Consider the following 19,796-nt stretch of genomic DNA (forward strand, 5'->3'; position numbering starts at 1 on the left):
ACTCCTAATGACCTGAAATTGCAGCAATTCTCATTTCGATGAAGCTGGCACGCAACTTGTATGTTGCACTGCGGCCAGCTTGTCACAGACGCCTGCTGAGCCGAGTCCCGCAGCAACGAAGCTGATCGGACCGTTGGGTGCAGAGCAGGCTCTTGAGCCAGCCGAGTGCCTCGCGGGTCGCGCAATTTTCCGTCGATACCACCCCGGTGGCCGCAGGAGCTTCGTTACTGACCATGAAACTCGAAACAGTCTCAGTCGACTTTACCGACGAGCAGAAGCGCTATCTCGAAGGCTTCACGACCGGTCTGCAGATCAGCCGGGTCGGTCGCGGCCTTGGTGGCGGCTCCGGCAAGGCGAATGCCGAGCCGACCGGTCCGGATGCCGTGCACATCAAGGCGCAGGACAAGGTCATCGCCTCGGGCAAGAAGCTCGCCGACCAGGAGAAGTTCAAGCGCGACGAGCATCCCTTCGACGCCTATCCGCGGCTGCGCCAGCAGGCGCTCGACAATGCGCCGCCGAGCCCGGCGGACAATTTCCGCTGGCGCTACTACGGCATCTTCTATGTCGCGCCGACGCAGGACTCCTACATGTGCCGCCTGCGCATCCCGAACGGCATCATGAAGCACTGGCAGTTGTCGGGCCTTGCCGATCTCGCCGACGATCTCTGCGGGCCGTACAGCCATGTCACGACGCGCGCCAACCTCCAGCTTCGCGAGATCCCGCCGAAGCACGCCGTGAAGCTGATCGAGGGCATCCAGGATCTCGGCCTGTGCTCGCGCGGCTCCGGCGCCGACAACATCCGCAACGTGACCGGGACGCCGACCGCCGGCATCGATCCGCAGGAAATCATCGACACGCGGCCGTTTGCGCGCGAGTGGCACTACCACATCCTCAACGACCGCTCGCTCTACGGCCTGCCGCGCAAGTTCAACGTCGCCTTCGACGGCGCCGGCAGGATCGCGGTGCTGGAAGAGACCAACGACATCGCCTTCACGGCGTTCGAGGTGAAGGACGGGTTCGGCGTCGAGCCCGGGGTCTGGTTCCGGCTCGGCCTCGGCGGCATCACCGGCCACAAGGATTTTGCAAAGTATTCCGGCATCATCGTCAAGCCGGAGCAGGCGACCGCTGTCGCCGATGCCATCGTGCGCGTGTTCATCGACCACGGCGACCGCACCAATCGCAACAAGGCGCGGCTGAAATACGTGCTCGACGCGATGGGCCATGACGGCTTCCTGAAGCTCGTCGAAGAACGGCTGAAGACGCCATTCACGCGCGTGCCGGAAGAGGCGTTTGCGCCGCGGCCTGCGGCTGACCGCATGGCTCATATCGGCGTGCACAAGCAGAAGCAGGACGGCCTCAACTGGATCGGCGTTTCGCTGACGCTCGGCAAGCTCACCTGTGATCAGATGCGGAGCCTTGCCAAGGTTGCGCGTGACCTCGGCGACGGGGAGATCCGCCTGACGGTCTGGCAGAACCTGCTGATCCCGGGCGTGCGTGACGAGAACGTCGAGCTTGCGATTGCCGCGATCAAGCAGATCGGGCTCGCGGTCGAGGCCTCGCATATCCGCGCCGGCCTGATCGCCTGCACCGGCAATGCCGGCTGCCGCTTCGCCGCCTCCAACACCAAACGCCACGCCGCCGAGATCGGCGACTGGTGCGAGCCGCGCGTCGAGATGGACAAGCCGGTCAACATCCACGTCACCGGCTGTCACCATTCCTGCGCGCAGCACTACATCAGCGACATCGGCCTGATCGGAGCGCGGGTGCCGGTGAACGAGGATGACACGGTCGAGGGCTATCACCTCTTCACCGGCGGCGGGTTCGGCCCCGACGCCGACGTCGGGCAGGAGGTCTATCACGACCTCAAGGCCGAGGACGCGCCGAAGACGGTCGAAGCGCTGCTCAAGGCCTATATCGCTCATCGCGCCTCGCCCGACGAAACCTTCCTCTCCTTTGCGCGCCGCCATGACGGCGAGACGCTGCGCAAGCTTGCCGATGCACAGGTGTCCGCATGAACCAGATCACCCCTCCGCCGAAACTCGATATCATTCCCGCCAGCGCCCCGTTCTCCGACGCGCAGCGCTCCTGGCTGAACGGATTCTTTGCCGGGTTGCTGTCGCCTGATGTGGCTACGCCCCTGTCGGCGGAGCAGGGCGCCGCCGTCATGCAAGCCGGCGACGGCGACGATGGCGAAGCGCCGTGGCACGATCAGACTATGCCGATCGCCGACCGGATGAAGCTTGCAGAGGGGCGTCCCGTCCGCCGCAAGATGATGGCGGCGATGGCGCAGCAGGATTGCGGCCAGTGCGGCTATAATTGCCACGATTATTCGGAGGCGATCGCCACCCGCAGCGAAGCGCGGCTCAACCTGTGTGTTCCCGGCGGCAAGGAAACCGCGCGGATGCTGAAGTCGCTGTACGAGGAGCTGGACAAGGCGCCGGCGGCGAAAGCGCCCGAAAAAGCGGATGCGGTGGCAGCGCCGGCCGTGACCGTGACGATCGCAGAGCCCGGCCGCTCGCGCGACAATCCGACCGAGGCGACCTTCCTGTCGCGGCGCCTTCTCAACAAGGGGAAGTCGGAGAAGGAGACCTATCACGTCGAGTTCGATCTCTCCGCGAGCAAGCTCGACTACATCGTCGGCGACAGCTTTGGCGTGTTCGCGCGCAACGATGTCGGCCTCGTCGACCAGATCATCGCACTGCTCGGCGCTTCGCATACGACCAAGGTGAACGGCAAGACACTGCGCGAGGTGCTGATCGACGACGTCTCGCTGTCGCCGGCGCCGGACTCGCTGTTCGAACTGATCTCCTTCATCACCGGGGGTGCGCAGCGCGAGAAGGCGCGGGCGCTGGCGCAGGGCGAGGATCCCGATGGCGACGCCGCCACGCTGGACGTGATGGCGGCGCTCCAGAAGTTTTCCGGCATACGGCCGCATCCCGAAGCCTTCGTCGAGGCGCTGGAGCCGCTCCAGCCGCGGCTCTATTCGATCTCGTCCTCGCACAATGCGACGCCGGGAAAACTTTCGCTGACGGTCGATTCCGTGCGCTATGTGATCGGCAAGCGCAAACGCATCGGCGTTGCCTCGACCTTCCTCGGCGAGCGCATCGCTGAGGGCGAGAAGCTCAAGGTCTATGTGCAGAAGGCGCATGGTTTCGGCCTGCCGCAGGACCCGAAGACGCCGGTTATCATGATCGGCCCCGGCACCGGCATCGCGCCGTTCCGCGCCTTCCTGCTCGACCGCAAGGCGACCGGCGCGCCGGGCAAGAACTGGCTGTTCTTCGGCCACCAGCGCAGCGATTGCGACTTCTTCTACCAGGAAGAGCTCAACGCGATGAAGACCTCGGGCCTGCTCACGCGCATGTCGCTGGCCTGGTCGCGCGACGGCGAGAAGAAGTTCTACGTGCAGGACCGCATGCGCGAAGTCGGCCGCGAATTGTGGACCTGGCTCGCCGAGGGCGCGCATCTCTACATCTGCGGCGATGCCAAGCGCATGGCCAAGGATGTCGAGCGCGCGCTGGTCGACATCGTCGCCCAGTTCGGGGCGCGCTCGACCGACGAAGCCGTCAGTTTTGTCGCCGAGCTCAAGAAGACCGGCCGCTTCCAGGCTGACGTCTACTAAGGCGCGACAAGATCAGCGTGAATCGTCCCGGCGGAGCAAGCGCCGGGCGTCACGCCGAGCTCGCGTTTCTACTGTGCATGGGGTTGTTTTCGCCATTTTTGTTTGGACCGGGTCCAGGGCCTTGAGTCCGGCTGTCATCCCACCGTCATCCGGGCCGGTTCCAACTGGCTCGGATCTTAACGAATAAGATTCTCGGAACCCGCGTGTGAAGAGAATTTGCACCTGCGACGGGGCGCCTTCAGAGAACCACCATCGCTATTTTCGCCGCCATCTTGCCTCCCGCCAGGGTTGATCCTTCATACTCGCGCAAATGGGGCGTTGGAGATCGATCATGCGCGAACTATCGGCGGAAGCCAGGCTGCACTTCTACGCGCGCTCGCTCTCGCGCCGGACCGGGGCGAGCATGCACCACGTCGGGCTCTACAGCGCCTTCGCGGTCATCGCCGCGATCGTGTTCGGCACGCTCTCGGTGCACCCATTCTGATTACGCCCCGCGCTTGAACGGCGCGACTTCGATCCCCGCATCCTTCAACGCCTGACGCAAGGTCCGCGCGATCTCGACCGCGCCATGCGTATCGCCGTGGATGCAGACCGTATCCGTCCGCATCTTGATCACCTTGCCCGTCACGGACACCACCGCGCCGTCCTGCACCATGCGCACCACGCGGTCGGCAATCGCCTTGGCATCGTGCAGCACCGCGCCGGGCTTCTTGCGCGAGACGAGATTGCCGTCGTCCTCATAGGCGCGGTCGGCGAACACCTCGTGCACCATCGGCAGATTGGCCGCTTCGCCGGCCTTCACCAGCTTCGAATTGGCGAGCACGACGAAGATCAGGCTGGGATCGACCGCCTTGATGCCGGCGGCAATCGCCTTCGCCGTCATGTCGTCCTCGCAGGCGACGTTGGAGAGCGCGCCATGCGCCTTCACATGCGTGACCTTGTGGCCGGCCGCGGTCGCGATCGCCTGCAGCGCGCCGATCTGGTAGGCGACGAGGTTCTCGATCTCGGAGGCCTTCAGGCCCGCGATCGGATGCCGGCCGAAGCCGTGGAGGTCGCGATATCCGGGGTGCGCGCCGACCGAAACGCCGCGTGCTTTCGCCAGCTCGACCGTCCTGCGCATGATGTCGGGATCGCCGGCATGGAAGCCGCAGGCGACGTTGACCGAGCTCGCCAGCTCGATCATCGCGGCGTCGTTGCCCATCTCCCACGCGCCAAAACCTTCGCCGAGGTCGCAATTGAGATCGATCGTCTTCATGGTTGCTCTCCGCCTCTGGTCGTCTTGTCGTTACGGCTCCGCCGTGACCTGCCACGTTCCGGCATCCACCGCGCTGACCGCATAGCCCGCGACGTTAGCATCGCTGAGCGCCTCGATGTTGAGCGCGACGGTGTCGGCGGAGCGGAGGCGATCGGGCAGGCTGCGGATGGCTTGCGCGAATTTGCGCGCCTCGTCCTGGGCCTCCGCCATGCTCACAGCCTTGAAGCGGAAGGCGGTCCCCGCCGAGGTCTGCGCCAGACGGCCGACATCGGCCGTGATCACGGTTGCGATCTTCGGATAGCCGCCGGAGGTGCCGCGGTCCATCATCAGCGCGATCGGCGAGCCGTTGCCGGGCACCTGGATGCTGCCGTTGACGGTGCCGTCGGAGACGATGTTGTGGCCGTGCAGGTGCTTGATCGCGGGGCCTTCGAGCCGGTAGCCCATGCGGTCTGATGTCGCCGAGATCTTCCACTCGCTGTCCAGGAACAGTGCCTTGTTGGCGTCGTCGAACTCGTCGTCCTGCGGGCCCAGCACGACGCGGATCGGACCGCTCACGGGCTTCGGCAGCTCGATGCGCAGCTCCGCCGCGCCGCTCGCGGCATCGACGCTGAACTCATCACCGGCCTGGAGCGGGCGCGGGTAGGGGCTGCCGAGGCCGGCGCGGGCATTGACCGCGAGGCTGCCGAACACCGGCTCGCCCTTGATCCCGCCTTCGATCGCGAGATAGGTGAAGGCGCCACCGCGGGCGAAGCCGAGCGTCAGGGTCTCGCCGTCCTTCAGCGTCACCGATGTGTCCATGACGACCGGTCGCCCCGCGACGTCGGCATTGCGCGGCGCGCCGGCAATCGCCACGCGCACGGCGCCGTCACGGGCGGTGAAGGTGGCGCCGAACGGGCCGATCTCGACACTGGCCGCGAACGGCTCGTTGCCGACCAGCGTATTCGCGGCCGCGAGCGACAGACGGTCCATCGCCCCGCTCACGGTCAAGCCGTAGCGCTGTGCACCGTGCCGTCCGCCATCCTGGACGGAGCTTGCAGGGCCGATGCTGGCGACGATGAGCCGGCTCATGCGACCACCTGCTCGGCGATGATCTCGCCGGCCTCGGCGGCGCGGTCCTGTTCCTCGAACGTCTTGTGGTCGATGGCGAAAAACGTCACGCGATCACCGGGTTCGGTCAGGAAGGTCGGATTGCGGTGGAGCTGATAGGTCCGCACCGGGGTGCGGCCGAGCAGGTGCCAGCCGCTCGGGGCGGCCAGGCACTGGATGCCGGCCTGGATGCCGCCGATCGAGATCGTGCCGGCCGGCGTCAGCAGCCGCGGGTTCTGCCGCCGCGACATGTGCAGGGATTTGTCCAGGCCGCTGAGATAGGACCAGCCCGGCGTGAAGCCGATCATGGCAACCTTGTAGTCGCCGGCGACGTGCCGGGCGACGATGTCGTCAGGCGTTGTGCTCAGCGCCTTGGCGATATCCTCGAGGTCGATGCCATGCTCGCCGCCATAGGCGACGGGGATGCGCCAGCGGCGCGTCCTGGTGGCCGGCGGCAGCGGCTGGGTCGCGATCGGGAGGATCTTTTCGCCGAGCGCCTCGAAGCCGATCTTGCCGGGATCGTAGTGCACCAGCAGCGAGCGATAGGTCGGCACGGTCTCGGTGATGCCGTCGATGGGGCTTGCCGCGAGCGCCTTGTCGAGTGCCAGCACGCGCTGGTTGGCAGCATCGTCGATGGTGCGGCTGAACTCGACCGTGACGGCGCTGTCGCCACTGGGCAGAAGGCGGGGCGGGGGAAGCGTCGCGGCCATTGAACTGTCAAAGCGCTGTCGAAATCGGGCTTCTCAGGAAACGCGGGCTCAGCCTTGAGTTCCGCTGATCCCTGCTTCGCGTAAATGCGCGCGCAAGTCCAATAAATTAATGCAAGGGGAAGCGATAAAGCCTTGTTATCGCGTCGCATAACCGCCCTGCGGCCCTGCGTTCTTGGCCCTTGACGGAAAGCGCCCGGCTCGCAAGATGCGCGCGTTCTTTCCCGCCCATCCGGAGCTCGTCTGTTTCCATGTCGCTGTCCCCCGAAGCCCGCAAGACCCTCGCCGGCATCACCACTGCCACCATCACCACGGTCCTGCTGAAGAAGGGCCTGCGTAACGTGTGGATGCGCGGTGCGCGCCCGCTGCGCCCGGGCTTGCCGCGGCTGGTGGGACCTGCCTTCACACTGCGCTTCGTGCCGGCGCGCGAGGATCTGGCGACGCCGGAATCCTGGTCGTCGCCGATCTCGACCCGCACCGCGATCGAGGCGATGCCGGAGGGCTGCATCGCCGTGGTCGATGCCATGGGCATCACCGATGCCGGCATCTTCGGCGACATCCTTTGTGCGCGCATGATGAAGCGCGGCGTCACCGCGCTCGTCACCGACGGCGTCGTGCGTGACGTCGAGGGCGTGCTCGGCACCAATCTTCCGGTCTGGTGCGACGGCTATGCCGCGCCGCCGTCGGTGGCGGGCCTGACCTTCGTTGGCTGGGGCGAGCCGATCGGCTGCGGCGGCGTCGCCGTGTTCCCGAACGACATCGTCGTCGCCGACCAGGACGGCTGCGTGCTGATCCCGCAGGCGATGCTCGATCACGTGCTCAACGAGGGCGTCGAGCAGGAGCGGATGGAAGCCTGGATCGTCAACGAGGTGAACAACGGCGCGGTGTTGCCGGGGCTCTATCCCATGAACGCCGAGACCAAGGCGCGTTACGCCGCCAGCAAGAAGTAACAGAAGCGAGGATACCATGGATATCACTGTCGCAGGCACGCGGCCGACCCGCCGCGCGCCCAAGGAAAACTTCACCGGCACCGTGTGGCAGGATCCCGTGATCATGGCGCCCGCGCCAGCACGGCTGAACTGCTCGCGCGTCGCATTCGAGCCCGGCGCGCGCACCAACTGGCATCACCATCCGCTCGGGCAGACGCTCTACGTCATCTCCGGCGTCGGGCGCGTTCAGACCAAGGGCGGACCGGTCCGCGAGATCCGCCCCGGCGACACCGTCTGGATTCCGCCGGGCGAGCTGCACTGGCACGGAGCATCGCCGACCAACGGCATGTGCCACATCGCCATGCAGGAAGCGCTCGACGGCGTCTACTCGACCTGGCTGGAGCCGGTCACCGACGCGGAGTATGGCGCAGCGCTGGGTTAGCGCTCGCGCCCCGGACAAGACGCATCGCCCCATGGCGATGCGTCGGCGATCCGGAGCCTAAATCCGCTCCGCCGTCCACGTGCCGGTGCAAAGGGCCCCGCGCCATGTGCCGGAGCCGGACGTGCCGCTCAGCCGGCCGAAGCCGACTGCACGCTTGATGCCGGTGCTCAAGGTGACGTTGATGCTGCCGGCATCGGCGACGCGGCCGGATGCGGACACCGCGGCGCTGCTCGAGGCGATCTGACCGTTGTTGATGCCGATCGCGACGGTCGCGCCGTTGCCGCAGGTCTCGCTCGATGACGAGATGCGGACGTTCCATGTCCCGTCGAAAGTGCTTGTCGTTGCGCCTGCCTGCGTGAGCGGGAAGGCGATGGCGACAATCGTGGCGAAGAGACCTTTGCGAAAACCGTTCATGACACGCCCCTGGGGTTGACCATGCGGCGATCGTGGCATGGGTTGCGCAACCGGCGATGTGAGGGCTGTCACGCGCGCAGCAGGCTCTGTGAGGTGGCGCACCTCGCGATGACACCGCGGGCAAAAGCAAAGGGGCCCGGATCACGGGCCCCTTGTCTCCGTCAAAGTGTCGAAGCCGAGCTTAGTTCACCCGCGTCCAGGTCTGGCCGCCGCAGAACATGCCGCCGAAGGCGCAGCCCTGCACGCGCAGGCGATCCGTACCCTTCATGGCGATCGTCGAATCGTAGGTCGAGCCGGTGTTGGGATCGAGGATGCGGCCGGACCATTTCTGGTCCTTGCCGGGCTTCATGTTGATCAGGACCTGCTCGCCGTTCTGGTTCGACTTGCTGTCGACCGAATAGCCACAGAGGTTGTTGCCGCATTGCTCGATGCGCACCTTGCCTTCCTTCTCCTCGGTGAGCCAGATGCCGAGCGGCGAATTGAGGTCGCGCGTCGGTGCAGCAGCGGGAGCCGGTGGCGCGACAGCGGCCGACTGAACGGGTGCGGGGGCAGGCGCCGGCGCGGGTGGCGCAACAGCCGCAGCGGCCGGCGGGGGCGGCGCCACGGGAGCTGCTTGCTGCTCGACGGGAGCAGGGGCCGGAGGCGGTGCGGGCGGAGGCACGACGGCCGTATCAGCCGGTGCAGCATTGGCAGTCGCCGGCGGCGGAGCAGGTGGCGCGGGAGGCGGTGCGGCCACGACGGGCGGCGCGGGAGCCTGCACGGCTGCGGGCGGCGCTGTAGCAGCGGCCGGTGGAGGCGCCGGAGCAGCCGGGGCTTGCGGATCGGCCTTGGCCTCTTGCGGCGCCTGCTGGCCCGGACTTGTCTCGTTCTTCTTGGCCTTCTTGGCCTTGCCCTGGCCGGTGTTGTCATAGACGCCGGGGATCGACACCGTGCCCCGGTCGGGATCGATGCGGATGGTGCGCCCGCCATATTCGAAGGTGTACTGCGCTTGCGCAGCGGTGCTCGCCAAAAGGAATGCGGCCGTGGCCAACAGCTTCCTCATTTCGCATCTCCTGAACAGATGGTCCCCGGACCGACGCATACGCCCCGGCGCGATCGCAAAAAGTGATCTAGATCACTTTCATCCGTATGAGTCGTGCTCCGGCGGGTTCGGGTTCAATGCGCCCGGAACCCGTCCACAATTTGGCCGAAGCAAGCGACAGGAGGACGCGGTCCACAGTCCCGTTCCGATGGAATCGGAACGCGCGAACCGATACCCATTTCGCTCGAAGACGCTCTAGTCGAACCAGGCGGCGTAGATCTTCCTGTAGCTGCCGTCCTCCATGGAAATGTGCAGCCACTGGTCGACGAAGGCCTTCAGCGCCATGTCTCGCTGGAGCCAATAGGCCTTCTCGGAGAAGTCGAACGGTTTTTCCGGATGCACCGCGCACAGCACGCCTTGATGCTGCTTCTGCTGGTAGCGCGTCTCGGAAGCGTCCGTCATCATCAAATCGGCATTGCCCTTGGCGATCTCGTCGAAGATCACGGTATTGTCGGCGAAGACGGTGATGTCGGCGTCCTTGATGTTGGCGCGGGCGAAACGCTCGTTGGTGCCGCCGGGATTGACGATGACGCGGGTGCCCTTCTTGTCGATATCAGGGAGCGTCTGGTACTTGCCGACATCGGCGCAGCGCGCGATCGGCGTCTTGCCTTCGCGCATGATCGGCATCGAGAAGAAGCCTTTCCTCTGCCGGTCGAGCGTCACCGAGACGCCGCCCATGGCGATGTCGAACTGGTCGGCCTCGAAATCCTTCATCAGCTTCGGCCAGGCCGTCGGCACGAACTCGACCTTGACGCCCAGCGCCTTGCCGAGCGCCTCCGCCATGTCGACGTCGAAGCCGCTGAACTGCTGCGTGGCCTTGTCCAGATAGGTGAAGGGCTTGTAGTCGCCGGTCATCCCGACACGTAATGTGCCGCGCTTCATGATCTCGTCGAGGCGCGACGGCGCCGCCTGCTGTGCGTGGGCCGAAAGGTTCATCAGCAGCGCCACGGCCAAAGCCGACAGGAATCGAACGGTCATCTCTTCTCCACCCAAGCCCAAGCTGTCATTGTGCAGCTCTTCAGACGTGGATTTAGACCAGATGCCCGCCGCTGGCGAGGCAGAATTGAAAGGAATCCCGAGGTGACGATCTCGATGTACGAGGCCTCGGTCGGCCTCTTTGTGCCGTACTTACGCAACCTGTCCGCGCTGCTCGACAAGGGCGTGGCCTACGCCGAGACCCGCAAATTCAACCCGGCGGTCCTGCTCGGCATGCGCCTCGCACCCAACATGTACGACCTGGCGCAGCAGGTCGGTGAGGCCTGCCGCCATGCAACGGTCGCTCCGGCCTTGCTGGCGCAGCGCGAGCCGGTGACGCTGCCGGCGCTGGAGCACGACATGGCCGGGCTTCAGGCGCGTATCGCAACGTCAATCGAGTTCATCGAGGGCCTGCCGCGGGCCGAGATCGACGCGGCGGCGGAGCTGAATGTCTTCTTCAGGCTGAAGAACGGAACCGAGCTGCCCTTCACCGGACGGACGCTGCTGCTGACGTTCAGCGTCCCGCAGTTTTTCTTTCACGTCACGACGGCCTACGACCTGTTGCGGCACGCAGGCGTCGAGCTCGTGAAGCGGGATTTTCTCGGGCCCCGCGAGCGCTAGATCGCGCTTTAGGCTTCGCCCTTGCGTTCGAACTCGGCGAGCGAGCTGCGGCCGGCGATCTCGCTGCGCAGCAGCTCGAAACGCCTGTGCGCCTCGTCCTCGTGCGTGTCGACGAAATGCACGGCGGCGTCGCTCGTCATGGGGCCGCTGATGACCGGCGCGGACTGCTCGCCGATGGTCTCGTGGACGTAGTACTGGTCGTCATCGCCGCGATGGACCGTCCATTTGAGGCGGATCGCAACCATCGGCCCGGGACCGACCTTGCTGTAGCCGTCGGCATCGGTGTGCTCCGGCACCAGCGGCTGCTCCTCGACCACCGGATGCTCATCGGCAACCGGATGCTCGTCGACGACCGCATGCTCGTCGACGACCGAATGCTCATCGGCAGCCGCCGTTTCCGTTTCGGCGTCGCGGACGACGAGGACGGGCTCGGGGTGCTCCAGGATGCTGGCGATGGTCGCCAGCGCGTGGTCGGTCGGGTCGATTTCTGCCAAGGGTCCATCCTCCAGCTCGACGTGGCCGGCAAGTCTGTCCCACTGCCGCCGCGGCTCGGCATATTACGCGGGTTTGATTAAGGCTGAGTTGGGGCTCGATCTGCACCAAAATGGGACGCATTCTGGCGTTCCGAAGGCGGGCGGATGGGCCGCCCGCCTTGCGGTTTGGTCAGCCCAGCACGTCCTGATTGATGATGTTCTGCCGGATAGGATCGCCGTCCAGCACGCTCAGGATGTTGCGCGCGGTCTGTTCGCTCATGCGGCTCACCGCCTCGACCGTGACGCCCGCGACATGCGGGGCCATGATGACGTTGGGCAGCGCGAACAGCGCGTTGCTGACCGGCGGCGGCTCCACCTCGAACACGTCGATGCCGGCGCCGGCGAGCTTTCCGGACGTGAGCGCGTCGTACAGCGCCGCTTCCTTCACGATGCCGCCGCGTGCGGTATTGATGAGATAGGATTTCGGCTTCATCCGGCCGATCCGGGCCGCGTCAAACAGGCCGACCGTTTCCGGCGTCTTCGGACAATGAATGGTGACGAAGTCGGCATGGGGCAACGCAGCGTCGAGATCGGCGACGGGCTCGTAGCCGGCGGCCTTGATCTCGGCGGCGGGCTTGTAGGGATCGTAGACCTGTACCCTCATTTCCATCGCCAGGCAGCGCTTGGCGGTGCGGGTGCCGATGCGGCCGAAGCCGATGATCAGCACGGTCTTGCCGTAGAGATCGAACGGCAGCATGCCGAGACGGTCGGCCCATTTGCCGTCCTTGACGCAGGAATGCATCTCCTGCGCGCGTTTTGCCAGTGTCAGCATCATGAACAGCGCCTGCTCGGCGACCGAGGGCGAATTCGCGCTGCCGGCGACCATCAGCGGCACCTTGCGGCGGGAGAGGGCGGGCACGTCAACCGCGTCGTAGCCGACGCCGATCCGCGTCACCACCTTCATGTCCTTCGAGGCCTCAAGCTCGGTCTCGCCGAACGCGGTGGCGCCGAGCGCCACGCCATGAACCGGGGCATGGCTCTTCAACAGCGCCTGAAAATCCTTCGCCGAGATCAGGTTCGCAAATTCCACGAGCTCGATATCGTCTCGCTGGGTGAGGAGGGTGCGGGCCCCTTGCGACAAAGTTTGTGTAACGAAAATCTTCTTCTTGTTGGTCGCCATCGCTCCCCGCCTGCTCGCATTTCTTGGACCTGCGTCACAACACGACGCCGGTGTCTTCGTTTAGCAGGTGCATATTGTTGAGGTCCATCGCCAAACGCATGGGTGCCCCGTCCTTGGCGCCGGCATTGGGATCGACGCGGCCGCAGACCGGCGTGCCCTCGAGGCCGAAATAGACCAGGGTCTCCATACCCATCGGCTCGGTGACGTCGAGCACGGTGTCGAAGCTCTCAACGCCCGGCCCCAGATGCGCATGCGCCTCGGTGAGATGCTCGGGCCGGAGACCGAGCAGCAGCTTGTCGGTGCGCGGCAGCGCGTTGTAGCGCGCGGCGCGGGCCGGCGGCAGCGCAAAGGCGATGCGATCGGTGAGGCGGATCTGGAGCGTGCCGCCGACGTCCTCCAGCCGGCACGGGATGAAGTTCATCGCCGGCGAGCCGATGAAGCCCGCGACGAAGCGTGTCGCCGGCTTGTGGTAGAGCTCGTTCGGCGTGCCGATCTGCTCGATGCGTCCCTTGTTCATCACCACCACGCGATCGGCCAGCGTCATCGCCTCGACCTGGTCGTGGGTGACGTAGACCGTGGTGGTGCGCACCTTCTGGTGCACCTTCTTGATCTCGATCCGCATCTGCACGCGCAGCTTGGCATCGAGGTTGGACAGCGGCTCGTCGAACAGGAAGACCTTTGGATTGCGCACGATGGCGCGCCCCATCGCGACGCGCTGGCGCTGGCCGCCGGAGAGCTGCTTCGGCTTGCGGTCGATCAGGTCGGTGATGTCGAGGAGCCGTGCGGCTTCCGTCACCCGCGCCTTGATCTCGGCCTTGGGATAGTGCTTCAGGCGCAGCCCGAACGACATGTTCTCGGCGACCGTCATGTGCGGGTAGAGCGCATAGTTCTGGAACACCATCGCGATGTCGCGGTCCTTCGGCGGCACGTCGTTGACGACGTCGCCGCCGATCATGATGTCGCCGTCGCTGATGTCCTCGAGACCTGCGATCATGCGCAGCGTCGTCGACTTGCCGCAGCCCGAGGGGCCCACCAGCACGATGAACTCATGGTCGGCGATATCGAGGTCGATGCCGCGCACGGCTTCGACATCATCGTAACGCTTGACGACCTTACGCAATGCAACGTCAGCCATGAGACATCAACCCTTTGTCGCGCCGGCGGTCAGGCCGGCAATGTAGTAGTCCATCAGGAAGGCGTAGATGACCAGCGGCGGCGCTGCACCGAGCAGCGCGCCGGTCATGATCTGCCCCCAGTTGAAGACGTCGCCCTTGATCAGCGTGGTGGTGATGCCGACCGGCAGCACGAGCTGATCGATCGACGTGGTGAACACCAGGGGATAGAGGAACTGCGCCCAGGACACCGTGAAGGCGAAGATCGTGGCGGCGATCAGCCCGGGCAGGGCCACGGGAATGAATATCCGTGTCAGGGTCTGGAGCCAGGAGGCGCCGTCGATGAGGGCGGCCTCATCGAGCTCCTTCGGGATCGAGGCGAAATAGCCGATCATGATCCAGGTGCAGAACGGCACGGTCAGTGTCGGATAGATGAACACCAGCACGTACCATCGGTTGAGCAGGGGGATGCCGGTGAACTCCTGGACCACCGCGAGCATCTTGAACAGGGGGATGAACAGAAGGCTGTCCGGGATGAGATAGGTGAGGAACACACCGGTCGCGAGTGTCGCCGAGCCCCAGAACTTCATCCGCGCGAGCGCGAACGCCGCCGGGATGCTGATCAGCATCGTGACGATCACGACCACGATCGAGATGATCGACGAGTTCCAGAAGAAGCGCAGGAACTGGTTCGAGGTCAGGAGCTCGACATAGTTCGCCAATGTCGGGTGAAAGACCCACCAGGGATTGGTTGCCGCCGAGATCTCCGCGCTGCTCTTGAGGGAGGTGATCAGCATGTAGACCGGCGGCGTCAGGAAGAAGATCGCAAACAGCACCAGGAAGAAGTAGGACCAGCGTAGCGCCCAGGTGCGGTCCCGGCTCATGCTTCCGAGTTTGACCTTGCGGCTTGGTCCGGCCTTGTCGATTGCCAGTGTGCTCATCAGGCTTCGTTCCCGCGTTTGGAGACATCGCGCAGGATGAAGACCGCTGCGACGGCGAGGATCGGCACCATGAACAACGAGACGCAGGCGCCGAGTGGAATGTCGCTGCTCTGGATGCCGACCTGGAACGCCCAGGTGGCGAACAGATGCGTCTGATCGAGCGGGCCGCCGGAGGTGAGGATGCGCACGATGTCGAAATTGGCGAAGGTGACGATCAGCGAGAACAGCGTCGTGATCGCGATGATGTTGCGCATCATCGGCAGCGTGATGAACCAGATGCGCTGCCACCAGTTCGCGCCGTCGATGGCCGCAGCCTCATAGAGCTGGTCGGGGACCGATTTCAGCGCGGCGAGGTACATGATCAGGAAGAACGGCGCGCCGTACCAGACGTTGACGAGGATGACGGAGAAGCGCGCCCAGAAGGCGTCACCGAGCCAGGGGATCGGACCGACGCCGAAGAAGGACAGTGTGTAGTTGAAGGCGCTGTAGGAGGGATCGAACAGCCAGAGCCAGGCCAGCGTGCTCATTGCCGGCGGGATGACCCAGGGCACCAGCAGCATGCCGCGCCATTTGCGCTGCTTCTTGCCCGGAATGTTGTGGACGAAATGCGCGACGATGAAGCCGATCAGCGCCTTGAAGATCACGGCGGTGATCGCAAATATGCAGGACTGCTTCACCACCATCCAGAACGTCTCGCGTTTGAACAGGAAGGTGAAATTGCTGAGGCCCACGAATTTCGTCATCGCCTTGTTCAGCGTCGCCAGGTAGAGCGAATAGAAGGCGGGGTAGAGCACGAACAGTGCGATCAGAAGGATCAGCGGCAGCGTCAGGAAGAACGCCACGGTCGATTTCCGACCCATTACATTGCGCAGGCTCGCGTTCTTTTTGCGCGGGCTCCCGGCACGAGCGAGGCGACCTTGCTCAACGACGACATCGGCCATGGGTCAAACTTTCTGGTCAGGCTTTCTTGCGAAAGATTCAACGGTGAAGCCGGCGACCGGTCGGCTTCATTGGCTTGCGGACGGAGCGAGAGCGCGCCCCGGCGGCTCACACCCGAAGGCATGAACCGCCACGGCACACACCCGGCTCAGGTCCGCATGAAGCCCTCGCACTCGCCCTCGGCCCAGGCGAGCGCCGTTTCCAACTTCTCTCCTTGCGCAAAGCGCAGCGCCATCTTGGTCAGCGTGGCCTGGAAGTAGATCTGCTGCGCGATCTTCGGCGGCGCCGGCGATGCGGCGATTGACAGCGTCTGGTGGTTGTACGGGTTCGGGTAGTGATAGAGCGTGCCCTTCGGCGGTCCGACCTCGGCCCAGGTCTTGAACGTCGTCATGTTGGCATAGGCCGGCAGGTCATAGCCGCCGCTCGCCACGACGAACTTTTCGATCGCCGCGGGCGAGGACAGATGGGTAAGCAGACTCTTGGCCGCCTCCTTGTTCTTGCCGAAGCTCCAGACGCCCCAGAAATAGGGCAGGTACGGGGCAAAGCGTCCTTTCGGACCCGCCGGGAAGCCGTGCGTCCAGCACTGCTCGGCGACTTGCGGTGCGTCGCGCTTGGCGACCGCCCAGGCGCTCGGCGGGTTCAGGATCATCGCCCCGCGGCCCGAGATCAGCCATTTGTTGTTGGACGCATCATCCCAGGAGGGCGCGTCCGTCGGCAGCACGGCGATCAGCTTCTTGTAGAATTCGAGCGCCTGCCGCACCGCGTCGGTCTTGACCGTGACATCGCCCTTGGCATTGACGAGCTCGGCGCCGAAGGACTGGAAGATCGCGCCGGCTGTATCGACGCTGTCGGTGGTCTCGCCGAGACCGATGCCGAACGGGAAGCCGGCCTTCTGGCAAGCTTCCGCAGCCTTCAAGAACGTCTCCATCGTCCAGTTGTCGGCCTTCGGCGGACTGCCTGCCGGGTACATCTCCTGCACGTCGATGCCCGCATGCTTCTTCATCAGGTCGATGCGCGAGCAAGGGCCCTTGATCTGGCTGCCCGGTGTCGCTGGGATCGCGAGCCATTTGCCGCCCGACTGGCCTAGATATTTGACGGTGCCGTTCACCTCGCCATTCTGCTTGATGAGCGGCTCCATGACGTCGTTGAGCGGCTCGAGATTCTCCGAATAGGCGTGCGGCCACCAGCTCGGCATCTGAAGTATGTCGTGACCGGACTTGGCCTGGGCTTCGGCCGCCGCAGTCAGCTCGATCTTCTTGTTGTTGCTGGTGATGTAGTCGATCGAGACCTCGACCTTCTCCTTCGCGGCCCATTCATTGACGAGAGCCGTGGAGGCGTCGTTGGCGCCGGGTACCCAATGGTCCCAGAAGCCGATCGAGAGCTTGCCGGCGGCATAAGCGCCTCTGACATAGGGCGCCGTGATCAGCGCCGCGGAGGACATTGCAGTGGCAGCCACAAATTGACGTCGCGTCAGTGTCTTGCGTGACATCTCGTTTCCTCGCTTGGATGTTTTATTGTTCTGGCGTTTCCTCTTAACTCTTCCGAGTTTTGCTCTTGATTTTCTTGTTGGCGTTTCTTGTTGGAATTCTCGTTGAACGTTTCTTGTTGGTGCCGTCAGCTCCGATTGCAATCACGCGAGGCGCGGCAAATTGGTAGCGCGATCAGATCATGATTGATCGCGTCTGTCGAGAAAGGCCGAATGGCGATCGTCTAGAACTAACGTTGTGCCCGACGGCGCGGCGGCGCCCGCGGTGCGGTGCGCCGGACCTGCGCCGTGGCTGCTCCTTTTGCGACGCACACGGTGCGCGAACCGGCCTGGAACGATCCGTGCGCAATTACGCCGCAGTTTCGAATAAGCCTGCATAACCGCTTCGCGTGAAAGACTTTTCGGGCGTGGACAGCAATTGGCTGCGTCTGGACCTTGAAGCGGCGGAAACGATAGTGTTGCAACCAGCGGGCGGCTTCCACCCGGATAGGCCAATCAGTTCGACGATGGAGACGAGAATGATCAACCCGGCGCCGCCAGCGCGGCTTTACCTGCGACGATGGCTCGCGCTGGGGTCCGTGCTCGCGCTGCTGCTCGGCGCAGCCGCAGTCGCGAACGCTCAAGGATTGGTCAAAGGCGTTCAGGAGGGGGCGGCAGCCGGGAACAAGGCGGCCGGTCCGGTCGGTGGCGTGCTCGGCGGTGCGATCGGCGGCGTGGTTGGCGTTTTCACCGGCGTTCTCGGCGTCGGCAACAATGGCAACCAGGCGCCGGCCGCCAAGGACGCTAACAAGGACGCGGCCAAGGATGCCAAGCAGCAGCAGGGCGCCGGCAAGGACAAGGATGCCAAGAGCGCCAAGGCGGGCAAGGGGGCCAAGGCGAGCAAGGAAGCAAAGAACGCGCCGCAGGACACCAAGGACAACAAGGATGTCACGGTCCTCACCCAGACCGGCGCGCCGCAACAGTCGGCCGAACAGATCGTCGCCAACAGCGATTCCTACATCGAGCGGATCAAAACCGAACTGAATCTCACGCCTGATCAGGAGAAGCACTGGTACGGGTTCTCCAGCGCCATGCACTACCTGGGGCATAATGGCGCGGAGCGGCTCAACCTGCGGGTTGCGCGCGCCAAGCGGGATCCGCCCGACGACATCATCGAGCAGATGCGCAACGAGGCGCAGTTCCTGATCGACCGGGCGGCCGACCAGCGCAATGTCGCCGACGCCGCCGAACCGCTCTATTCGAGCCTCGACGACAAGCAGAAGCAGGTCTTCATCCAGGAGATGGTACGCCTCAGCCACGAGCGCGGGCTGGATTGATCAAGTTGAATCGGATCGCCAGCGTACGAATTAACGGCGCCCGCCACGAATTCGTGAATCCTTTCCGCAATTCGGGTATGATTAGCTTCGCAAGCTGACTGCGGGGTTGATATGGCGGACGGACTCTCCGTTTTCCTGGTCGAAGACGAGGCGTTGATCCGGATGATGATGGCCGACATGGTGGAGGAGCTCGGCCACCATGTCGTCGCGGAAGCGGACAATGTCCGGGACGCGAGCGCCTTTGCGATGACCGCGCAATACGATCTCGCGATCCTCGACATCAACCTCATGGGGCTCTACGTCGATCCCGTCGCCGACCTGATCGAGCGCCGCGGCAAGCCGTTTCTGTTCGCCACCGGCTACGGGCCGGAACTCCTGCCGTCGCTGCTCCGCCGCAGGCCCATCCTGCGCAAGCCGATTTCGATCGACCAGCTCAAGGCGATGATCGATTCGATGTTTCCGGAAACCACGGCGAAGGCGCCGCACTGAGCGACGGTGAGGGCACCGCGCTGAGCGACGGCGCCGCGTTGGGATCGCCAACGAAAATGGCCGCCCGTCGGGGGCGGCCATGCAACGAAGGAATTCGTCGGGTTCTCAAATCAGGCCGGCGGTGAGGTCGATGCCGTGCGCCATCAGGCCGAACGAGGCGACGAGGCCCGTGCAGCAGAACAGCAAGATGGTCTTGAACGAAGAATCGGCGAAACGCGTTTCGACGGCGGCCGGCATCGCGGCGAGCGAAATCATGCTCATGTTCATTCCCCCCTGTGTTGACCCCTGAATTGCATCAGGTGAGGGAACTCTTAGAGCAAAAAGTTTGACGCGAGATTGCGAGGGATCGTTAACGGAATCGCAATCGGCTCGCGGATTCGCGCCTCCCGGCGCGGGATTGCAGGTCTCAGCCGCGACCGTTCCTCAGCACCGTGGCGATCGTATGGGCGGTCATGGCGGCCCGATCCGAGGCGCGCTGGGCGGCCAGCCGGTCTCGCGCCTTTTCCTCGATCAGGAGCTCGATCAGCGCCAGCCGTTTGTCCTCGTCGTCCGCCTCGGTCAGCAGGCGGTGATAACGGTGATAGTCGAAGCCCAGATCCGGTTTACGCATGTCACGCCCCCGCAACTACGCCGCGCACTCCGCGGGATTGTTTCCCATGGGAAACAATCGGGCAAGCACGATCCTGCGTGGAACCCCGCTTTGGATGCAATCAGCTGTGAATTAGTTAACG

Annotated in this window: 22 protein-coding genes; 8 read left to right on the top strand and 14 right to left on the bottom strand. The window is 64.6% G+C overall.

Going from position 1 to position 19,796, the window contains the following annotated elements:
• Positions 1–233 precede the first annotated feature (233 nt).
• The 3 genes from AB5K84_RS23685 to AB5K84_RS23695 all read left to right on the top strand — a co-directional run bounded on the left by AB5K84_RS23685 (position 234) and on the right by AB5K84_RS23695 (position 4,103).
• Positions 234–2,015, top strand: a complete 1,782-nt coding sequence (locus AB5K84_RS23685) for a NirA family protein (protein ID WP_038967420.1) — start codon at positions 234–236, stop codon at positions 2,013–2,015.
• A complete protein-coding gene (locus AB5K84_RS23690) occupies positions 2,012–3,619 on the top strand; it encodes a sulfite reductase subunit alpha (RefSeq protein ID WP_011087341.1) in 1,608 nt (535 codons plus the stop codon). Before AB5K84_RS23685 ends, AB5K84_RS23690 begins: the two co-directional genes overlap by 4 nt.
• A 331-nt stretch (positions 3,620–3,950) precedes the next feature.
• Entirely contained in the window at positions 3,951–4,103 is a 153-nt protein-coding gene (locus AB5K84_RS23695; RefSeq protein WP_014495196.1) for a hypothetical protein, read from the top strand.
• On the opposite strand, the gene AB5K84_RS23700 is transcribed toward AB5K84_RS23695, so the two are convergent.
• From AB5K84_RS23700 to pxpB, 3 genes are read right to left on the bottom strand one after another with little or no spacing between them, the layout of a single operon-like run.
• Positions 4,104–4,874 carry a LamB/YcsF family protein gene (locus AB5K84_RS23700; RefSeq protein ID WP_011087339.1) on the bottom strand — a complete coding sequence of 257 codons (771 nt, stop codon included), beginning with the start codon at positions 4,872–4,874 and terminating at the stop codon, positions 4,104–4,106.
• Between the two features lie 30 nt (positions 4,875–4,904).
• A complete protein-coding gene (locus AB5K84_RS23705; protein ID WP_011087338.1) occupies positions 4,905–5,942 on the bottom strand; it encodes a biotin-dependent carboxyltransferase family protein in 1,038 nt (345 codons plus the stop codon).
• Positions 5,939–6,670 carry a 5-oxoprolinase subunit PxpB gene (gene pxpB / locus AB5K84_RS23710; protein ID WP_011087337.1) on the bottom strand — a complete coding sequence of 244 codons (732 nt, stop codon included), beginning with the start codon at positions 6,668–6,670 and terminating at the stop codon, positions 5,939–5,941. The genes AB5K84_RS23705 and pxpB overlap by 4 nt, the downstream gene beginning before the upstream one ends.
• Before the next feature lie 248 nt (positions 6,671–6,918).
• Here pxpB and AB5K84_RS23715 point away from each other — a divergent pair, with 248 nt between their 5' ends.
• On the top strand, positions 6,919–7,617 hold the full coding sequence (locus AB5K84_RS23715; protein ID WP_011087336.1) for a ribonuclease activity regulator RraA: 699 nt from the start codon (positions 6,919–6,921) through the stop codon (positions 7,615–7,617).
• A 16-nt stretch (positions 7,618–7,633) separates the two neighbouring features.
• On the top strand, positions 7,634–8,038 hold the full coding sequence (locus tag AB5K84_RS23720) for a (R)-mandelonitrile lyase (RefSeq protein ID WP_038967426.1): 405 nt from the start codon (positions 7,634–7,636) through the stop codon (positions 8,036–8,038).
• Between the two features lie 57 nt (positions 8,039–8,095).
• Here the strand turns inward: AB5K84_RS23720 and AB5K84_RS23725 are convergent, their stop codons facing one another.
• The 3 genes from AB5K84_RS23725 to AB5K84_RS23735 form a co-directional block, all read right to left on the bottom strand.
• Positions 8,096–8,452 (bottom strand): hypothetical protein, encoded by a 357-nt coding sequence (locus tag AB5K84_RS23725; RefSeq protein ID WP_028173994.1) that lies wholly within the window; start codon positions 8,450–8,452, stop codon positions 8,096–8,098.
• A 181-nt stretch (positions 8,453–8,633) separates the two neighbouring features.
• Positions 8,634–9,494 carry a DUF2147 domain-containing protein gene (locus AB5K84_RS23730; RefSeq protein ID WP_038967427.1) on the bottom strand — a complete coding sequence of 287 codons (861 nt, stop codon included), beginning with the start codon at positions 9,492–9,494 and terminating at the stop codon, positions 8,634–8,636.
• A 234-nt stretch (positions 9,495–9,728) separates the two neighbouring features.
• A complete protein-coding gene (locus AB5K84_RS23735) occupies positions 9,729–10,511 on the bottom strand; it encodes a transporter substrate-binding domain-containing protein (RefSeq protein ID WP_011087332.1) in 783 nt (260 codons plus the stop codon).
• A 114-nt stretch (positions 10,512–10,625) separates the two neighbouring features.
• Here AB5K84_RS23735 and AB5K84_RS23740 point away from each other — a divergent pair, with 114 nt between their 5' ends.
• Positions 10,626–11,129 carry a DUF1993 domain-containing protein gene (locus AB5K84_RS23740; protein ID WP_038967429.1) on the top strand — a complete coding sequence of 168 codons (504 nt, stop codon included), beginning with the start codon at positions 10,626–10,628 and terminating at the stop codon, positions 11,127–11,129.
• A gap of 8 nt (positions 11,130–11,137) precedes the next feature.
• Here AB5K84_RS23740 and AB5K84_RS23745 read toward each other — a convergent pair whose 3' ends face one another.
• The 6 genes from AB5K84_RS23745 to AB5K84_RS23770 all read right to left on the bottom strand — a co-directional run bounded on the left by AB5K84_RS23745 (position 11,138) and on the right by AB5K84_RS23770 (position 17,263).
• Positions 11,138–11,623: a hypothetical protein gene (locus tag AB5K84_RS23745; protein WP_028173998.1), complete on the bottom strand. Its 486-nt coding sequence runs from the start codon at positions 11,621–11,623 to the stop codon at positions 11,138–11,140.
• Positions 11,624–11,792: 169 nt separating this feature from the next.
• On the bottom strand, positions 11,793–12,782 hold the full coding sequence (locus tag AB5K84_RS23750; RefSeq protein ID WP_011087329.1) for a hydroxyacid dehydrogenase: 990 nt from the start codon (positions 12,780–12,782) through the stop codon (positions 11,793–11,795).
• A 34-nt stretch (positions 12,783–12,816) separates the two neighbouring features.
• Positions 12,817–13,917 (bottom strand): ABC transporter ATP-binding protein, encoded by a 1,101-nt coding sequence (locus tag AB5K84_RS23755; RefSeq protein ID WP_011087328.1) that lies wholly within the window; start codon positions 13,915–13,917, stop codon positions 12,817–12,819.
• Between the two features lie 6 nt (positions 13,918–13,923).
• A complete protein-coding gene (locus AB5K84_RS23760; protein WP_011087327.1) occupies positions 13,924–14,835 on the bottom strand; it encodes a carbohydrate ABC transporter permease in 912 nt (303 codons plus the stop codon).
• The gene (locus tag AB5K84_RS23765) at positions 14,835–15,776 is read right to left on the bottom strand and encodes a carbohydrate ABC transporter permease (RefSeq protein ID WP_028174000.1); all 942 of its coding nucleotides are present in this window, start codon (positions 15,774–15,776) and stop codon (positions 14,835–14,837) included. Before AB5K84_RS23765 ends, AB5K84_RS23760 begins: the two co-directional genes overlap by 1 nt.
• Before the next feature lie 146 nt (positions 15,777–15,922).
• Complete coding sequence (locus AB5K84_RS23770; RefSeq protein WP_011087324.1) at positions 15,923–17,263, bottom strand: ABC transporter substrate-binding protein; 1,341 nt, start codon at positions 17,261–17,263, stop codon at positions 15,923–15,925.
• Between the two features lie 515 nt (positions 17,264–17,778).
• On the opposite strand from AB5K84_RS23770, the gene AB5K84_RS23775 reads away from it, so the two are divergent.
• Positions 17,779–18,576 carry a Spy/CpxP family protein refolding chaperone gene (locus AB5K84_RS23775; protein WP_038967430.1) on the top strand — a complete coding sequence of 266 codons (798 nt, stop codon included), beginning with the start codon at positions 17,779–17,781 and terminating at the stop codon, positions 18,574–18,576.
• A gap of 111 nt (positions 18,577–18,687) precedes the next feature.
• Complete coding sequence (locus AB5K84_RS23780; protein ID WP_011087322.1) at positions 18,688–19,065, top strand: response regulator; 378 nt, start codon at positions 18,688–18,690, stop codon at positions 19,063–19,065.
• Between the two features lie 105 nt (positions 19,066–19,170).
• On the opposite strand, the gene AB5K84_RS23785 is transcribed toward AB5K84_RS23780, so the two are convergent.
• The gene (locus AB5K84_RS23785) at positions 19,171–19,326 is read right to left on the bottom strand and encodes a hypothetical protein (RefSeq protein ID WP_165448160.1); all 156 of its coding nucleotides are present in this window, start codon (positions 19,324–19,326) and stop codon (positions 19,171–19,173) included.
• A 145-nt stretch (positions 19,327–19,471) separates the two neighbouring features.
• Positions 19,472–19,675 (bottom strand): hypothetical protein, encoded by a 204-nt coding sequence (locus AB5K84_RS23790; RefSeq protein WP_038967431.1) that lies wholly within the window; start codon positions 19,673–19,675, stop codon positions 19,472–19,474.
• Positions 19,676–19,796 lie beyond the last annotated feature (121 nt).

The organism is Bradyrhizobium sp. 1200_D9_N1_1 (assembly GCF_052075915.1).
Taxonomy (GTDB): Bacteria; Pseudomonadota; Alphaproteobacteria; order Rhizobiales; family Xanthobacteraceae; genus Bradyrhizobium; species Bradyrhizobium diazoefficiens.

Excerpts from the sequence above, each read along its gene's own strand:
- AB5K84_RS23725 (WP_028173994.1), bottom strand. The coding sequence starts at position 8,452 with ATGAACGGTTTTCGCAAAGGTCTCTTCGCCACGATTGTCGCCATCGCC.
- AB5K84_RS23700 (WP_011087339.1), bottom strand. The coding sequence starts at position 4,874 with ATGAAGACGATCGATCTCAATTGCGACCTCGGCGAAGGTTTTGGCGCG.
- AB5K84_RS23705 (WP_011087338.1), bottom strand. The coding sequence starts at position 5,942 with ATGAGCCGGCTCATCGTCGCCAGCATCGGCCCTGCAAGCTCCGTCCAG.
- AB5K84_RS23755 (WP_011087328.1), bottom strand. The coding sequence starts at position 13,917 with ATGGCTGACGTTGCATTGCGTAAGGTCGTCAAGCGTTACGATGATGTC.
- AB5K84_RS23685 (WP_038967420.1), top strand. The coding sequence starts at position 234 with ATGAAACTCGAAACAGTCTCAGTCGACTTTACCGACGAGCAGAAGCGC.
- AB5K84_RS23760 (WP_011087327.1), bottom strand. The coding sequence starts at position 14,835 with ATGAGCACACTGGCAATCGACAAGGCCGGACCAAGCCGCAAGGTCAAA.
- AB5K84_RS23730 (WP_038967427.1), bottom strand. The coding sequence starts at position 9,494 with ATGAGGAAGCTGTTGGCCACGGCCGCATTCCTTTTGGCGAGCACCGCT.
- AB5K84_RS23785 (WP_165448160.1), bottom strand. The coding sequence starts at position 19,326 with ATGAGCATGATTTCGCTCGCCGCGATGCCGGCCGCCGTCGAAACGCGT.
- AB5K84_RS23780 (WP_011087322.1), top strand. The coding sequence starts at position 18,688 with ATGGCGGACGGACTCTCCGTTTTCCTGGTCGAAGACGAGGCGTTGATC.
- AB5K84_RS23740 (WP_038967429.1), top strand. The coding sequence starts at position 10,626 with ATGTACGAGGCCTCGGTCGGCCTCTTTGTGCCGTACTTACGCAACCTG.
- AB5K84_RS23790 (WP_038967431.1), bottom strand. The coding sequence starts at position 19,675 with ATGCGTAAACCGGATCTGGGCTTCGACTATCACCGTTATCACCGCCTG.
- AB5K84_RS23720 (WP_038967426.1), top strand. The coding sequence starts at position 7,634 with ATGGATATCACTGTCGCAGGCACGCGGCCGACCCGCCGCGCGCCCAAG.
- AB5K84_RS23715 (WP_011087336.1), top strand. The coding sequence starts at position 6,919 with ATGTCGCTGTCCCCCGAAGCCCGCAAGACCCTCGCCGGCATCACCACT.
- AB5K84_RS23765 (WP_028174000.1), bottom strand. The coding sequence starts at position 15,776 with ATGGCCGATGTCGTCGTTGAGCAAGGTCGCCTCGCTCGTGCCGGGAGC.
- AB5K84_RS23735 (WP_011087332.1), bottom strand. The coding sequence starts at position 10,511 with ATGACCGTTCGATTCCTGTCGGCTTTGGCCGTGGCGCTGCTGATGAAC.
- AB5K84_RS23690 (WP_011087341.1), top strand. The coding sequence starts at position 2,012 with ATGAACCAGATCACCCCTCCGCCGAAACTCGATATCATTCCCGCCAGC.
- AB5K84_RS23775 (WP_038967430.1), top strand. The coding sequence starts at position 17,779 with ATGATCAACCCGGCGCCGCCAGCGCGGCTTTACCTGCGACGATGGCTC.
- AB5K84_RS23770 (WP_011087324.1), bottom strand. The coding sequence starts at position 17,263 with ATGTCACGCAAGACACTGACGCGACGTCAATTTGTGGCTGCCACTGCA.
- AB5K84_RS23750 (WP_011087329.1), bottom strand. The coding sequence starts at position 12,782 with ATGGCGACCAACAAGAAGAAGATTTTCGTTACACAAACTTTGTCGCAA.
- AB5K84_RS23695 (WP_014495196.1), top strand. The coding sequence starts at position 3,951 with ATGCGCGAACTATCGGCGGAAGCCAGGCTGCACTTCTACGCGCGCTCG.
- pxpB (WP_011087337.1), bottom strand. The coding sequence starts at position 6,670 with ATGGCCGCGACGCTTCCCCCGCCCCGCCTTCTGCCCAGTGGCGACAGC.